Source organism: Geodermatophilus poikilotrophus, from assembly GCF_900111455.1.
Taxonomy (GTDB): Bacteria; Actinomycetota; Actinomycetes; order Mycobacteriales; family Geodermatophilaceae; genus Geodermatophilus; species Geodermatophilus poikilotrophus.
Window position 1 is genome coordinate 211,446 of record NZ_FOIE01000001.1, and the last position, 15,421, is coordinate 226,866.

11 protein-coding genes are annotated in these 15,421 nt (G+C 73.8%); 5 read left to right on the plus strand and 6 right to left on the minus strand.

Annotated features, from left to right (window positions below; translation table 11 throughout):
* Positions 1 to 6: 6 nt before the first annotated feature.
* Positions 7 to 1,206 carry a Gfo/Idh/MocA family protein gene (locus BMW27_RS00940; protein WP_091437743.1) on the minus strand — a complete coding sequence of 400 codons (1,200 nt, stop codon included), beginning with the start codon at positions 1,204 to 1,206 and terminating at the stop codon, positions 7 to 9.
* A 175-nt stretch (positions 1,207 to 1,381) separates the two neighbouring features.
* Between BMW27_RS00940 and BMW27_RS00945 the strand changes: the two genes are divergently transcribed.
* Together BMW27_RS00945 and BMW27_RS00950 are read left to right on the plus strand one after the other, a co-directional pair.
* A complete protein-coding gene (locus BMW27_RS00945; protein WP_091439674.1) occupies positions 1,382 to 2,398 on the plus strand; it encodes a LacI family DNA-binding transcriptional regulator in 1,017 nt (338 codons plus the stop codon).
* A gap of 100 nt (positions 2,399 to 2,498) precedes the next feature.
* Positions 2,499 to 4,769, plus strand: a complete 2,271-nt coding sequence (locus BMW27_RS00950) for a cytochrome P450 (RefSeq protein ID WP_175486264.1) — start codon at positions 2,499 to 2,501, stop codon at positions 4,767 to 4,769.
* 142 nt (positions 4,770 to 4,911) lie between these two features.
* On the opposite strand, the gene BMW27_RS00955 is transcribed toward BMW27_RS00950, so the two are convergent.
* A complete protein-coding gene (locus BMW27_RS00955) occupies positions 4,912 to 5,913 on the minus strand; it encodes a LacI family DNA-binding transcriptional regulator (RefSeq protein ID WP_091437746.1) in 1,002 nt (333 codons plus the stop codon).
* A 111-nt stretch (positions 5,914 to 6,024) separates the two neighbouring features.
* Here BMW27_RS00955 and BMW27_RS00960 point away from each other — a divergent pair, with 111 nt between their 5' ends.
* The 3 genes from BMW27_RS00960 (at position 6,025) to BMW27_RS00970 (ending at position 8,473) form a co-directional block, all read left to right on the plus strand.
* Positions 6,025 to 7,035 (plus strand): Gfo/Idh/MocA family oxidoreductase, encoded by a 1,011-nt coding sequence (locus tag BMW27_RS00960; protein ID WP_091437749.1) that lies wholly within the window; start codon positions 6,025 to 6,027, stop codon positions 7,033 to 7,035.
* On the plus strand, positions 7,032 to 7,808 hold the full coding sequence (locus BMW27_RS00965) for a TIM barrel protein (protein WP_091437752.1): 777 nt from the start codon (positions 7,032 to 7,034) through the stop codon (positions 7,806 to 7,808). The genes BMW27_RS00960 and BMW27_RS00965 overlap by 4 nt, the downstream gene beginning before the upstream one ends.
* Before the next feature lie 272 nt (positions 7,809 to 8,080).
* Positions 8,081 to 8,473 carry a tautomerase family protein gene (locus BMW27_RS00970; protein ID WP_091437756.1) on the plus strand — a complete coding sequence of 131 codons (393 nt, stop codon included), beginning with the start codon at positions 8,081 to 8,083 and terminating at the stop codon, positions 8,471 to 8,473.
* 115 nt (positions 8,474 to 8,588) lie between these two features.
* Here BMW27_RS00970 and BMW27_RS00975 read toward each other — a convergent pair whose 3' ends face one another.
* The 4 genes from BMW27_RS00975 to BMW27_RS00995 form a co-directional block, all read right to left on the minus strand.
* On the minus strand, positions 8,589 to 9,872 hold the full coding sequence (locus BMW27_RS00975; protein WP_217638000.1) for an FUSC family protein: 1,284 nt from the start codon (positions 9,870 to 9,872) through the stop codon (positions 8,589 to 8,591).
* Positions 9,873 to 10,496: 624 nt separating this feature from the next.
* Complete coding sequence (locus BMW27_RS00985) at positions 10,497 to 11,936, minus strand: sugar porter family MFS transporter (protein WP_245743236.1); 1,440 nt, start codon at positions 11,934 to 11,936, stop codon at positions 10,497 to 10,499.
* Positions 11,937 to 12,212: 276 nt separating this feature from the next.
* Complete coding sequence (locus tag BMW27_RS00990; protein ID WP_091437767.1) at positions 12,213 to 12,995, minus strand: DeoR/GlpR family DNA-binding transcription regulator; 783 nt, start codon at positions 12,993 to 12,995, stop codon at positions 12,213 to 12,215.
* The gene (locus tag BMW27_RS00995; RefSeq protein ID WP_091437771.1) at positions 12,992 to 13,999 is read right to left on the minus strand and encodes a LacI family DNA-binding transcriptional regulator; all 1,008 of its coding nucleotides are present in this window, start codon (positions 13,997 to 13,999) and stop codon (positions 12,992 to 12,994) included. The genes BMW27_RS00990 and BMW27_RS00995 overlap by 4 nt, the downstream gene beginning before the upstream one ends.
* Positions 14,000 to 15,421: the final 1,422 nt, after the last annotated feature.

Sequence of the window (15,421 nt, forward strand, 5' to 3'; positions counted from 1 at the left end):
CTCCGGTCAGTGGGTCGGGATGGCTGCGGGGATCTGGATGGCGGCGCCGCCGGACTGCGCGGACTGCACGACGGCCTGGACGATCTGCATCGTGTGCAGCCCGTCGGCGAAGGTGGCGTTCGGCGGCAGCGGGTCGGGCGTGCCGACGATCTGGTCGAGGAACGCGCGGCACTGGTAGACGAACATCTCGGCGTTGCCGCCGCCGACGCCCGGGGCCTGCATCGGGTACCCGCCGGCGAAGTAGGGCATCTGCGGGCCGACGACGACCTGCCGCGCGCCGCGGGTGCGGGCCTCGGGCTGGCGGTCGTCGACGAGGTACTCCGAGGGCCGGTGCCAGTCGAAGGACGCCCGTCCATCCAACCCGTGGACGTCGAAGGCCAGCCCGTTGGGCATGCCGAAGGCGGTGCGCGACACCGAGAAGGACGCCGACAGGCCGGACTCGAAGCGGGCCGAGAACACGGCGGTGTCCTCGTTCTCGACCTCGCCCATCTCCTCGCCCACCGGAGCGGCGTCGTGGCCCACCACGGCGCCGAGGGGGAGCGGCCGCTTGGCGATGTGCGTGGTCAGCACCGCCCCGGACACCGACACGACCGGTCCGCAGAGGAACTGGCCGACGTCGATGACGTGGGCGCCGATGTCGCCGAGGGCACCGCTGCCGGGTCCGCCCCTGTACCGCCAGGTGAGCGGGCCGCGCGGGTCGCAGGCGTAGTCGCACCAGTAGCGGCCGTCGAACAGGGTCAGCTCGCCCAGCTCGCGGTTGCGCACGTGGTCGCGGATCGCGGCGATGGCGGGGGAGCGGCGGTACGTGTAGCCGACGGCGGTCACCACGTCGGCTCGCTCCTCCGCCGCCACCATGGCCCGCGCGTCCTCCAGCGAGCCGGCCAACGGCTTCTCGCACAGCACGTGCTTGCCGGCGGCGATGGCCGCCTCGGCGATCGGCCGGTGCAGGGAGTTGCCGACGACGATGCTGACGGCGTCGATCGAGCGGTCCTCGACGACCTCCTCCCAGCTGGACACCGCCTTCTCGAAGCCGTAGCGGCGGGCCGCGTCGCGGGCCAGCTGCTCGTTGGCGTCGGCGACGGCCGCCAGCCGGACCGGCGGGAGCCCCTCCCCGAAGACGGTGTCCACCTGGCGGTACCCGGCGGCGTGGCTGCGGCCGGCCATCCCGGCCCCGATCACCGCCACGGACAGTGGTCGCTGCGGCATGGCTGTTCTCCCCTCATCGGGTGGACGCCGGCCCGTGCGGTGCGGACGGCGGGTCTCGCGGACGTGGCACGCTCCCGCGGGGGAGACAGCCGGGCCCTGACGTCTTTAAAACGCTTTAAGATGACGCCGATCACAGCAGGGTGCCGTGGTCGTGTCAAGGGAGGAGGTGGTCGTCGTGAGCGCGGAGGGCTCGCTGCGTCGTCCCCGCCTGCAGGACGTCGCCGCCGAGGCGGGGGTCTCGCCGGCGACGGCGTCGCTCGTGCTGCGCGGCGTCGCGGGCCCCAGCAGCGCCACCCGCGAGCGCGTGCTCATCGCCGCCGGCCGGCTCGGGTACCGGCCCGACCGCGCGGCGAGCCTGCTGGCCCGCCGGCGCAGCAGGGTCATCGGCGTCCTGATGGACGTCCGCAGCAGCTTCCACGCCCAGCTCGTCGAGGACGTCCACGAGGCGGCCGAGGAGCACGGGTACGACCTGGTGCTCAGCACGGTGACCCGCACCCGCGACGAGGGGCGGGCGATCGAGACGCTGCTCGACTCACGCTGCGAGGCGCTGGTCCTGCTCGGCCCGGAGGCCCCCGCCTCACGGCTGGGCGTGCTGGACCGGCAGCTGCCCGTGGTGGCCGTCGGCCGCCCGGTGCCCTCGGCCGGTGTCGACGTCGTCCGGGTCGCCGACGAGGAGGGGGTCGCCCAGGCCGTCGACCACCTCGTCGGCCTCGGGCACCGCCGCATCGCCCACGTCGACGGCGGGCCCGGGGTCATCGCCGCCGGCCGGCGACGCGGCTACCAGCGCGCCATGCGCCGGCACCGGCTCGGATCCCACGTGCAGGTCGTGGCGGGTGACTCCGGCGAGGCGTCCGGAGCGCGGGCGGCGCGGACGCTGTTCGCGTCGGAGACGCCCCCGACCGCGGTCGTGACGTACAACGACGCCTCCGCCGTCGGCCTGCTCGACGCGCTGCTGCGCGGCGGCGTCGACGTCCCGGGCCAGGTGTCGGTGGTGGGCTACGACGACAGCCCGCTCTCGCGGCTCGCGCACGTCGACCTGACCACCGTCAGCCAGGAGTCCCGGGAGCAGATGCGGCACGCCGTCGCCGCGGTGGTCGAGCGGCTCGACGGCGGCCGCACCGGGCACCGCGAGGTCGTCGTCCCCCCGCGGCTGGTCGTGCGGGGGACGACGGCTCCACCGCCCGGGGACTGACCCGGCAGGCCGCGGGCTCCGTCCCGACGACCGGTTGACAGTGGCGTGGGTCACCGGCGAGTCTTGAAGCGCTTTAAACCCCCCGACCGTGGAGACCCCCATGGCCCAAACCGCCACCGCTCCCGCCACCGAGATCGACTACAACCCGTTCGCGCCGGACTTCTACACGTCCGACCCGTTCGGGACGTACCGGCGGATGCGGGACGAGGCGCCCGTCTACTGGAGCGAGCGCTGGGGCTGGTACGCCCTGACCCGCTTCGACGACGTGCGGGCAGCGGCGCTCGACGCGGACACGTTCCGCAGCTTCGAGGGCATGGACATCGACGACAGCCGGCTGGAGCAGGTCCCGCCGGGGTCCATCGGCAGCATGGACAACCCGCGGCACGACCAGGTGCGCTCGGTGGTGCAGCCGTACTTCCTGCCGCGCCGGATCGCCCAGCTCGAGGACGGCGTCCGGGCGGTGGTGCGCGAACTCGTCGCGTCGTGGCGCGACCGGGGCGCGCTCGGCCGGGGCACGGTGGACGTCGCCCAGGAGCTGGCCTGGCCCATGCCCTTCGACGTCTTCTTCCACCTCATGGGCCTGCCGAGCCGGCACGACCCGGACCCGCTCGAGCGGGCGCGGCGCGATCAGCTAGAGCACTGGACCCACGAGCTCAAGGACCGGGTGCCCGGCACCCCCCACCTGACCGAGGTGGCGCGGGCCGCGACGGCCGGCGTCCAGCAGTTCTTCATCGACCTGCTCGACGAGCGCCGCCGCTGCGGGCGGGACGACCTCGTCACGGAGTTCGTGAACGCCGACATCGACGGGGTGCCGTTCGTGGGCGAGCGGGTCACGACGGAGTCCGAGGTCAGCGGCCTGATGATGATCCTCTTCCTCGGCGGGGTGGAGTCCACCGCCGGGCTGACCGGCACGCTGTTCGAGCAGCTGGCCGAGAACCCCGACCAGCGGGCGCTGCTGCAGGCCGACCCGTCGCTGATCCCGGCCGCGGTGGAGGAGGCCATGCGCCTCACCACGCCGCTGCAGCTCACCGCCCGCACGACCTCGCGCGAGGTCACCCTGCACGGGGTGACGATGCCCGCCGGGAGCCGCGTCGTCCTCATCCCCGGCGCGGCCAACCGCGACGAGCGCCAGTTCCCCGACCCGGACACCTTCGACATCACCAGGCCCCGGGGCCGCCACCTCGGCTTCGGCGAGGGCGTGCACGGGTGCCTGGGCGCGCCGCTGGCCCGTCTGGAGGCGCGGATCGCCCTGGAGGAGGCCCTGCCGGTGCTGGGGGACTACGAGCTTGCCGGCCCGCCGACCTTCTACCCGAGCTCGCCCAACATGTACGTCTGGAGGAACCTCCCGGTCACGTTCGGCGCGCCGGCCCGCCGGCCGCACGTCGAGGCCGTCCACCACCGGACGACGACCGTCACCCTCGCCACCTCCGAGTTCGAGGCCGAGGCGCGGGTGGCCGCCAAGGAGGAGGTGGCCGACGGCGTCGTCGCCCTGACCCTGCGCGAGGCCGGCGGCCGCCCGCTGCCCGCCTGGGAGCCGGGCGCGCACGTCGACCTCGTCCTCGACGGGGCACCCACCCGGCAGTACTCGCTGTGCGGCGGTGCCGCCGACCACTCGGAGTACCGCCTGGGCATCCTGCGCGACGCGGACGGCCGCGGCAGCTCACGGTTCGTGCACGACCGGCTGGCCGTCGGCGATCCGGTGCGGGTGCGCGGCCCGCGGAACAACTTCCCGCTGGTCGGCTCGCCGCGGTACCTGTTCATCGCCGGTGGCATCGGCATCACACCGGTCCTGCCGATGATCCGGGCGGCGGAGGCCGCGGGCGCCGACTGGCGACTGGTGTACGGCGGCCGGCAGCGGGCGTCCATGGCCTTCCTCGACGAGCTCGCGCCGTACGGCGACCGGGTGTCGGTCCGCCCGCAGGACGAGACCGGGCTGCTCGACCTCGACGGCCCGCTGGGGACGCCCCAGCCGGACACGCTCGTCTACTGCTGCGGCCCCGAGCCGCTGCTGGCGGCGGTCGAGCAGCGCTGCACCGGCTGGCCGCGGGGGGCGCTGCACGTCGAGCGGTTCGCGCCCCGGCCCCAGGGCGAGCCGGCGCGGGCCGAGGCGTTCGAGGTCGTGCTGCAGCAGAGCGGGCTCACCCTGACCGTCCCGCCGGACCGGTCGATCCTGTCGGTCGTCGAGGAGGCGGGGGTCGGCGTCCTGTCCTCGTGCGCCGAGGGCACCTGCGGCACCTGCGAGACCGCCGTCCTCGACGGCGTCCCCGACCACCGCGACTCCGTCCTCAGCGACGAGGAGCGGCAGGCGGACGACTGCATGATGATCTGCGTCTCCCGCGCCCGGGGCGACCGGCTGGTCCTCGACCTCTGAACGGGGGTGCCTGCCCTCCCGGCAGTTGACCATGGGGTCGTGGCCGGCCCGGTCGGCGTGCCTGCGCGTGCCGCCGGCGACGACCCCGTGATCGACACCGAGGGGCGCGAGCGGGCCCCGGGACGCGGCCGGGGGCGGGACCTCAACGGGGCGGGGCGGTGGTGCTCCGGACGACGAGCCGGGGCGGGACCACGAGCTCGCGCTGCTCGACGGGGACCCCGTCCAGCCGGTCGAGGGCGCGCCGGACGGCCAGCGTGGTCAGCCGCTCGACGTCCTGGGCGACGGACGTGAGGTCGACCGAGGAGAGCCGCGCGAGACGGCTGTCGTCGTAGCCGGCCACGCTCACCTCACCGGGCACCGAGCGGCCCGCACGCCGCAGCACGTCCAGCAGGCCCACGGCACACCGGTCGTTGAAGACCGTGACCGCACCGGGCAGGGGGCCGGCCAGGAGGGCGCGCGCCGCGGCGGCGCCCTCCTCCTCGGTGAGCCCGCCGGGCACGACCCGCGGCTCGAGACCGTGCCTGCGCACCGCCCTCCGGTAGCCCCGCCGTCGCTCGGCCGCCCCGGGCGCCCGGCCGCCGTCGACGTGCACGACGTCGCGGTGCCCGAGCGCCACCAGGTGGTCCACCGCCAGGTGCATGCCCTCGTCGTCGGCGGTCCGGACGACGTCGACCGCGGCGGACCGCACGGACCGGGCGACGACCACCACGGGCAGGCGGGTGGCGAGGTCGGTCAGGTGCGCGGTGGGCGACGAGGGCCCGAGCAGCACCAGCGCCTCGCAGCGGTCCCGCAGCAGGCTGTCGACCGCTCGCTGCTCGCCGCGTCCCGGCGTGACGGCGCTCAGCGCCAGCTCGTACCCGGCCTTCTCGGCGGCGTCGTAGAGCCCGGCCAGCAGGTCGCCGTGGAAGGCGTGCTGGACACCGAACACCACGCCGAGCAGCCGGCTGCGCGAGCTGCGCAGCAGGCGGGCGCGGGTGTCGGGGCGGTAGCCGATCTCCTCGGCGGCGCGGCGCACCCGCTCGCGGGTCGCGGTGCTGGCGCCGGGGGCGTCCCGCATGACGATCGAGACGAGCGCCGTGGAGACCCCGGCGCGGGCCGCGACGTCGGCCAGGGTCGGCCGCCGGTCGGAGCTCGTCGAGGGCACCGGGCGAGCGTAGTCAGCTCCCCTAGAACGTTCTAGGGCGATCCCCTTGACGGGGTAGGGGTCGGCCGTCACGCTGACTGCGTCCTAGAACGTTCTAGATGAGGAGTCGAGATGGCGAGCGAGACCGTGGGCGTGGCCCTGATCGGGTCGGGCCGGATGGGGGCCTTCCACGCGGAGACGCTCGCCCTGCGGCTCCCGCACGCGCGACTGGCCGCCGTGGCCGACCCCGCACCGGGTGCCGCCGAGCGGCTGACCAGTGCGCTCGGTGCCGGCCGGGCGTACACCGACGTGGCGCAGCTGTGGGCCGACCCAGACGTCGACGCGGTCGTCATCGCCGCGCCGGCCCGGTCGCACGCCGACCTGGTGGTGGCCGCCGCGGCGGCGGGTCGGCACGTGTTCTGCGAGAAGCCGATGGCCGTCACGCTGCCGGACGCCGACCGCGCCATCGACGCCGCCCGCGGCGCGGGTGTGGTCCTGCAGGTCGGGTTCAACCGGCGGTTCGCCGCCGACTGGCGCGCGGCCCGGGCGCTGCTGGAGGCCGGCACCCTGGGGACCCCGCGCCTGCTGCGGTCGCTCACCCGCGACCCCGGGGGTTTCGACCCCGCCCGGGTCCTGCCGGACACGATCTTCCTCGAGACGCTGATCCACGACTTCGACACGCTGCGCTTCCTGAACCCCGGCGCCGAGGCCGTGGAGGTCTCCGCCACCGCGGACGCGCTCGTGGAGCCGGCGTGGCGGGACCGCGGGCTGCTCGACACGGCGGTCGTCACCGTGCGGTTCGACAACGGGGCCATGGCGGTCGCCGAGGCGTGCTTCGAGGCCGCCTACGGCTACGACGTCCGCGGGGAGGTGCTCGGCTCCGGCGGCATGGCGACGATGGGCGACGGCCGGCGCAGCGGGATGGCCTTCTCCGGGCCGGCCGGGCGACTGGTCGAGACCGTCCGCGGTGACCAGGAGCTCTTCCCGGGTGCTTACACCGCCGAGCTGGGCGCGTTCGTCGAGGCCGTTCGCACCGGGTCGCCGGCGCCGGTGACCGGCGAGGACGCCCGCGCGGCACTGGCGATCGCGCTGGCCGCGGCGGAGTCGGTGCGCACCGGCCGTCCCGTGCGGGTGGAGAAGTGACCGCGTACCGGCTGGCCGCCTCGGCCGAGATGCTCTTCCTCGACCTGCCGTTCGCCGAGCGCGTCCGGCGGATCGCCGACGCCGGCCTCGAGGTCGAGATCTGGGACTGGACGACCAAGGACGTCGACGAGCTGGTGGCGACCGGCGCGACCTTCTCCTCGATGACCGGCTACGTCACCGGCACCCTGGCGGACCCCGCCGGCGCCGAGGAGCTGCTGCGCACCGCCGAGCAGTCCCTCGCCGTCGCCGAGCGGCTGGACTGCCCGCGGCTGAACGTCCACGGGACCGGGCTGGACGGCCGGGGGCTGCCGGTGGTGCCCACCGAGGTCGTGACCCCGGCGATGTGGCTGACCGCCGCGCGCACGCTGGAGCGTCTGGCCGCACTGGGGGAGCGGGCCGGGCGGGTCTTCACCCTGGAGAACCTCAACACCGCCGTCGACCACCCGGGCACGCCGTTCGCCCGTGCCGCCGACACGATCGCGCTGGTGGAGGCGGTCGGCAGCGCGCACCTGCGGCTCAACCTCGACCTCTACCACGCGCAGATCGGTGAGGGGAACCTCGTCCAGCTGGTGGAGCGGGCGCTGCCGCTGGTGGGGGAGATCCAGGTCGCCGACGTCCCGGGCCGGTGCGAGCCGGGCACGGGGGAGATCTCCCACCCGGCGATCGCGGCCGCCCTCGACCGGCTCGGTTATCCCGGCGTCGTCGCGCTGGAGGGCTGGGCCTCCGGCGACCCGGCGCAGGCCCTCGAGAGCTTCCGCACCGCCTACTCCTGACCGCCCCCTGGGCACCGCACCGCGCGACGACCACGCCGCGGGGACCGCCGTCGCGGTGGTCGGCCACGACCTGATCGAGAGGAGGAGCGGACCCCCGTCCGCGCGGGCGAGGCACGGGGCCCGACTGCGTGTGCACCGGTCGTCGGTCCCCGGCGACCGGCCCTCGGCGTGCCCGCGAGATCCCCGCCACCTCTTCACTACGTCCTGATGTCCTGACATAGTGAGGTGACCGATGCCACGTCGGTGCCGCGTCGCCACTGGAGGGGTCCGCCATGCCGCTCGTCCGCATCGACGTCACCGAGGGACGGCGCACCCCCGAGGAGCTGCGCCGCCTGGCGGACGCCGTCCAGGAGGTCGTGCTCGACGTCTTCGCCGCGCCGCCGCGGGACCGGTACCAGGTGATCACCGAGCACCGTCCCGGTCAGATCATCTGCGAGGACACGGGGCTGGGCATCGAGCGCACCGACGACCTCGTGGTCCTGCAGGTCTTCCAGCAGGGGCGCTCGGAGGAGCAGAAGCGGGCCCTCTACGCCGGCCTGGCGCAGCGGCTCGAGGAGGCCGCCGACCTGTCGCCCAGCGACCTCGTCGTCTCCGTCGCCTCGAACACCCGTGAGGACTGGTCCTTCGGCCTGGGGCGCGCCCAGTTCCTCGAGGGCGACCTCTGAGGGAGGACCCCGTCCTCCGCACCGCTCGCAGGCTCGCGGCGAGCCCCTGGACGGGGCCGCCCTTCCCTGTCACCGCCGTTCCGTCCCCGGAGGAGCACTGTCCGCACGGCCGACGTCAGGCGTCCTCCCCGGGCGGGCGCCCGGAGAGGGGCCCGCTGCCGTGTCCGGTCGGCGCCTGGCGGGCGATGCGCAACCGCTGTCCCGCCGTCAGGGCGGCCCGCCGGGCCCGGGAGGAGCCGGGGGCAGGTCGCTGCGCCGGCGCACCGTCGACCGCGCCGAACTCGTCCAGCACCCGGTCGATGGTCGCCAGCAGGGTCGAGTTGACCTCCCAGAGGCCGGAGTGGCTGCGCGGGTCGCCGATCAGCAGGTCCTGCATCAGCGCCCGGCCACTGCGGAGCGCACCGAGCGCCCCGGCCAGCCGGTTCCGCTCGACGCCCTCGGCGTCCCGGGCCCCGGCGACGATCACCCGGCCGAACTCGCGGACCACGGTGCCCATGCGTTCGAGGAGGCTCGCGACGGTGCGCCGGACGATGTCGGCGTACGCGGCGTCCTCCCGGACACCGGTCTGCTCCCGGGTGGCGTCGTCGATGGCCCGGAACAGGGTGCGCAGCGACACCGAGGCGTGCTCCAGGGCGTCCAGGCCCGCCCGCGTCCCCCCGCCGACCGGCGGGACCCGCAGCGCCCGGACGTTGAGCCGGCGGCTCTCCTCGGCGTGGGCCAGCGCGCGGTCGACCCGCGGCGCGTGCCGGTTGAGCCGACGAGCGTCCTCCAGCCAGCGCGTCGACTGCTCGGGGGTCACGCGACCGGCGCGCAGGGCCGATGCCGCGTCGTGCAGGAGGCAGGCGATCTCGTCGGCGAACCGCTCCAGCGCCTGCGTCGCGTACCGGGTCTGCACCGCCGGCGGGAAGACCACGTTGACCAGCACGCCGACGGCCGCCCCGATGAGCGTCTCGACGACGCGGCCGGCGCCGACGTCCTCCGCGCCCGACGCGCCCAGCACGAGCATGGCGCTGATCGGCACCTCCACCAGGTGCGGACCCAGCCGGAGCAGCTGACCGGCCAGGATCGACGCGGCGACCAGCGCTCCGAGGCTCCACCAGGTGAGCCCGACGACGCTGGCGAACAGCACCGCCAGGGCCACCCCGGACACGACGCTCAGCACCCGCTGGACGCCGTTGAGGAGGGTGCTGCTGAGGGTCGCCTGGACCACGAGCAGGGCGGTGAGCGCGGCGATCAGGGGCGGCGGGGTGTGCAGCCCCACGACCTGTGCGACCAGGAACGCGGCGACGGTCGCCCCCGTCATGCGGGCTGCGCGGAAGGCGGCCGAGCGGCCCCGTCCCCGCACCAGGAGGGCCAACGCGGCGGCGTGGCCCCTGACCCACCGTCGCCATGCGGTCACCGCGTCATCCTCGCCCGTCTGCGGGGTCCCGGCCGCCCGGCTCGCCGCGGGAAGAGCGCACCGCACGGGCCCCGGGGGACTGCACCGTGACCGCGCCTCGTAGACCGCCTCCACGTCCAGGCTTCCCGACGGACCTGGAGCTCCGGTGCCCCGGGCCGGCGGTGGGAGCACAGCGGGAAGTCGTCGAGCGGGAAGACCTCGCAGGACGTCACCGGTGTCGGATGCTCGGGATCGACGACGACGTAGCGGTCGTCGAGGCCCAGCTCGCCGAGGGTCCGCCGCACGAACCGGCCGAACCATCGTCACCGACTCCGCTGATCAGGGCCGCTGGATGCCCCAGCCGGGCCGCGGCGACCGCCACGTCGGCCGCGCTGCCGCCGAGGGACTCCCCGAACGTCTCGACGTCCTCCAGCCCCGCGCCGATCTGGCGGGGACGAGTGTCGACCCCACAGCGCGTCAGCGCCAGGACGCCTACGGCCTCCACCATGGTCTTCTCCGCGCCTCGGTCCCGCGCTGGTGGAAGGGGACCCGACCCCCGCTGTCGATCCGCGCCCGGGGCCTCAGGCAGCCCGCGCCACCCCGGGTACCGACCTGGGGTGGCGCGAGCGGTAGCGGTCCGAACGCTCACCCGCCGCGGACACCGGCCGGGGCCTCGTGCACGAAGTGCCCTGCGTCGTGCGTCCGGAAGTTGTCCTCGAGTTCCTCCAGGGAGCGGCCGCGGGTCTCGGGGGCGAACTTGGTCACGAAGACGATCGAACCGGTGTTGATGAGCGCGAACAGACCGAAGGTCAGCGTCGCTCCGAGCGTGGCCACCAACGGCGGGAAGGCGAAGGAGATCGCCGCATTGACGGTCCACAGCACGAAGACCGCGATACCCATGGCGAAGCCCCGGATGGTCATCGGGAAGATCTCCGAGAGCAGCAACCAGACCAACGTGCCGATGAACGTCTGCACGAAGAAGACGACCAGGAGCATCGCGGCCAGGATGAGGTAGCTGCGGAAACTGGACTCGGGGAGCAGGAACGAGAAAGCGAGGACCGCGTGCCCGGCCGCTACCCCGATGAAGCCGGTGATGATGAGCGGCCTGCGGTTGATGAAGCCGAGCAGGATGATCCCGATGACCGTTCCGATGATCGCGATGACGCCGACGGTGACGGTCAGGATCAGGCTGGCGCTCGCCCCGAGGCCGGTGGACTCCAGGATCGTCGGGGCGTAGTAGTTCACGGTGTTGATGCCGGTCGCCTGCTGCACGGTGGCGAGGCCGCAGCCGATCCAGAGGATCCGGCGCATCCACGGGTAGGCGCGCAGGTCACGCATCGCCGCGCCCTTGTCCTCGCCGACGTCGCGACGGGCGTGCTCGGCGACGATGTTGTACTCCTCGGCGGCCTCTGCCGGGGGCCGGCTCAGGTTCAGGACCCGCCGGGTGTCGTCGAGCCGGTTCCGGACCGCGTACCAGCGTGGCGAGTCGGGCAGGAAGAACAGGCCGATGAACAGGGCGACCGCGGGGATGGTGGCGATGCCGAGCATCCATCGCCAGACGTTCGGGTCGTCGATGATCGCGTCGAGGATGGCGTTGGTCGCGAAGGCGAGGAACTGCCCGGTCACGATCATGAGCTCGTTGATCGTGACCATGCGGCCCCGCGCGTCCACGGGCGCCATCTCGGCGAGGTAGAGCGGGACGACCGCTGCCGCGGCTCCCACGCCGAAGCCGAGGAGGATCCGGCCGGCCACCATGATCGGGACGTTCGGGGCGACGGCCGTGATCGCGGCTCCGACGAGGAAGAGGACGGCGCAGACGAAGAGTGCACCGCGCCGGCCCAGTGCATCGGCCAGTTTGCCCCCCAGGAGCGCACCGAAGGCCGCCCCGGGGAAGAGCAGCGAGCTGACCACGACCGCCTCGCTGAGCGGCGTGAGGTTCAGGTCCTCGCCCATGTAGAGCAGGGCACCTGAGATGACCCCGGTGTCGTAGCCGAACAGAAGACCGCCGAGCGTGGATATCACGGTCAGCTTGACGAGGAACCGGTTGTTCGCTTTCGACCGCCCGGCTCCACCCGTTGCCTTCACGGAATGGCCGCCTCCATGACCGTGACTCGCCACCATCGCGCCTTCCTTCGACATCTGGCCGCTCATTGGGCCCTGGGCCTCGAGGGCGAACGGAGCGGACGTCGTGACGCCGGCCCCTCACCCAGGTGGTGTCGAGGACGCTAAGCGCGGGTGGTGAGCGTCACAACGGGCGCTTGCGTTCGACATTGCACATTTGGTGTTCGGTGCAGAACACGGGAGCAAGCGGTCGGCACGAGGATCGGGACCTCGCTGAACAGGAGTCGCACGCAGGAAGGCTCACCCGTCCACGACGTGCGGGACCACACCCACCCGACGCAGGGCGCTGCTCAGTTCCCCCGGTGGTGGCCGATCGGCGACCACCGTCGTCAGTCGGTCGAGCGGCGCGATCCGCGCGGGCGCCGAGGTGCGGAACGCCCCCCGGGTCACCACCAGGACCACTTCGTCGGCGATGTCCATGAGCTGCCGCTGGACGCTTGCCTCAGCGGGAGACGCGGCGTACAGGCCACGGGCGTCGATCCCGCACGGGGTGAGGAAGAACGTCCGGACCCGCAGCTGGGCGGTGGCAGCTTCCGTCGTGGGGCCGACGAACGCGTGTCGGCCGGCCAGGAGTTCGCCGCCCAGAGCGACCACCCGCTCGAGCCTCCCGGTGGAGAGGCACTGCAACACGGGCAGGGAGTGGCTGATGACACACCCGCTGAAGGTCTCCGGAAGCGCGCGGGCCACCGCGTGCCCCGTGGGCCCGGCGTCGATGGCGATGGTGTCGGTCTCACCGACGAGGCCGACGGCGTGTGCGGCCACTCGCTCCCGGGCCGGCGCCTGGTCGTCCTCGGGAAAGGCGGAGATCCGCAGGGCGCCGGGGGTGAGGCTGGCTCCGCCGTGGACGAGGCGGACGTCGCCGTTGTCCTCGAGCGCGTGCAGGTCCCTGCGGATGGTCATCTGGGAGACGCCGAGCTTGCGGGCGAGATCGACGACGGAGAGGAAGCCGGCCGACTGGAGGTTCGAGACGATCCACGCCCGACGCTCGGCCGCCGCCTCGTAGCGCAGGCTCGGAGCAGTCACGGGGCCGGGTCCTGCCCGGTGTCCGGGGCCACGCGGGCCGGCCCGGTACTGGACCGGACGACGAGCTCGGCCGAGAGCTCCCGCGGACTGGCCAGGCCCGCGTCGCGGCCCCGCACGAGGTCCAGCAACAGCTCGACGGCAGCGGTCCCTGCCATGGCGGCCGGGATCCGCACGGTGGTCAACCGGGGCGTCACCATCTCGGCGAGCTCGGTGTCGTCGAAGCCGACGACGCTGATGTCCGAGGGCACACCGATCCCGCGGTCGGAGAGCCGGTTGACCACGCCCACCGCGATCTCGTCGTTGTACGCGACGACAGCCGTCACCGACGCTGCGAGGACCAGGTCGGCAGCGCGCACACCGGCCTGGAACCGCGCCGCGAAGGGACCGAGTTCCGACGCCTCCATGCCCAACCGGCTGCAGGCGTCACGGAATCCGCGCAGCCGGACGTCGTTGGCGTAGCCGTCGGGGCCGGCCAGGTAGACGACGGTGCGGTGTCCGAGTGCGTGCAGGTGCTCGACGGCGTGACCGGTCGCCTCGTAGAGGTTCGTGAGCACGGCCGGGATGCCGTCGAGGAGGCGGTTGAGCATGACGATCGGCGTCATGTCGGCGAGTGCCAGCAGGGCGTCGTCCGGCATCCGCGGCGACACGAGCAGCAGCCCGTCCACCTGCTGCGCCAGGGCTCGTGCCGACGCCTCCTCGTCGTGCACGACCTCGTCGGACCCGGCGACGAAGAGGGCGTAGCCCTCCCGGCGCGCCTGCCGGTCGACCGCCTTGGTGACGACGGCGGAGAAGGAGTTCGAGACGTCCGGGACGACGATGCCCAGGTTGCAGGTCCGCCCCCGCGCGAGCGCACTGGCTGCCGGGTGGGGGGCGTAGTGGAGCTCCTCGGCCGCCGTCATGACGCGGCGCCGAGTCTCGTCAGCGACCGCTCGAGGCTGGGTGAACACCCGGGACACCGTCGCCGTCGACACACCGGCCCGGGCCGCGACCTTGCGGATGGACATGGCGCCTCCTTGTGCGTGTAACACAGTCTGCAAGCGTTTACAGTCACAGTCAAGTGGTGGCGCGGCCCATCGTGGCGAGCCGGGGCGCAGCTGGAGGGCGGCCGCCTGAGGCTCCGGCGTCCACACGCGGCGCCTCACCCGACACACCCTGCGCAGGAGAAGGAAGACGGGCACCGCACCGATCAGTGGCTTCGACGATCCGGTGTGCAGCCGCCGCGTCGATCGGATGGAGCGGGCTCACCAGCTCTGTCCGATCCTCGGACAGTCTCGGGAGTTCGAGGTCCTGTGGGCCACGCTCGCCAGCGGGAACCACGACTGGCTGGGGGTCCGGCGGAACGGCGAACCCCTCGTGGGACGTCTGTGGCCGTCCGACGTCGTCCCCGACGATGCCTCGGCGGAGGGTCGGCCGAGGAGCGATCGGTCGTCAGGTGCTCTCCGCGACCGCTCTCCCTGCCTCGGTCACGGGCTTCGCGCGCTGTAGGGGCATCGGGCGACCGGGCGGATGCCCCGACCGGTGTCCGGCCCTCCATGCCGGCGGCCGGTGGTAGCGGGCTCGACCAGCTGCCCTGTACCCGCGCCGGTCCGTGCGGCGCCGAGCAGCAGGCGTCGGCACGTCGTCAGTAGGAACGGGCCCTCGACCCCGGCCAGGTGTCCTGACCCACCTCGTTCCGTGCTCGCCATCGGTGCCTTGACGGGCTGACGACGAGCGAGCAGGACCCCCGTGCGGTCGTAACGGCGTGGTGGTGGCACTGGGGCTGTGCCGTCGACCAGCGCCCAGTGCCCAGTGCTGTTCCGTTCGGTCACACGCGCCGGGGGAGGGGACGGACAACGAGGCGCTCCTCCACCGACCGGCGGGTCAGCACCAGCCGTACCTCCCACACCCCCGAGAGCGCCGCGGAGTGACCGGATCGCCGGCCACCATCCGATCGAGCGCCTCCCGGGCAGCCTCGGGGCTCCGGCAGGCCTCCCATCGCGGGGTGCTGCAGCGGGCTGAGGAAGTCGACGCGGTGGACATCCTCGTGTGGTCCGCTGGGGCGGCCGGCTCCGCCGGCATGACGGTGGACGAGCGCGGTCGTCCGAGGACGTGCTCCCCGTTCCCGCCGGACAGCCGGCCAGTCGTGGTTCCCGGTCGCGAGCTCGGCCCAGAGCGCCTCGGGCTCCCTGCACTGCCCGAGGATCGGGTGGTGCGCCTGGCTCCTCGCTCGTGGGCAGGGCTCGAGCCGTGGGCTGTCAGACCAGTACGGCCTCTCGGCACTCCGTTCGAGCCACTGGGTGTCGACTCGGATGACGGGCGACCGAGGCGCGCGGTGCGTCCAGATGGGAGGACGTGCCCCGGTCGTCGGAACGAGGAAGACCCCTGCGCTCGCGACAGCAACCAACTGGCTCCCCCAGGGCAGGGCAGCCGGCGCCGGCGGAGACGGG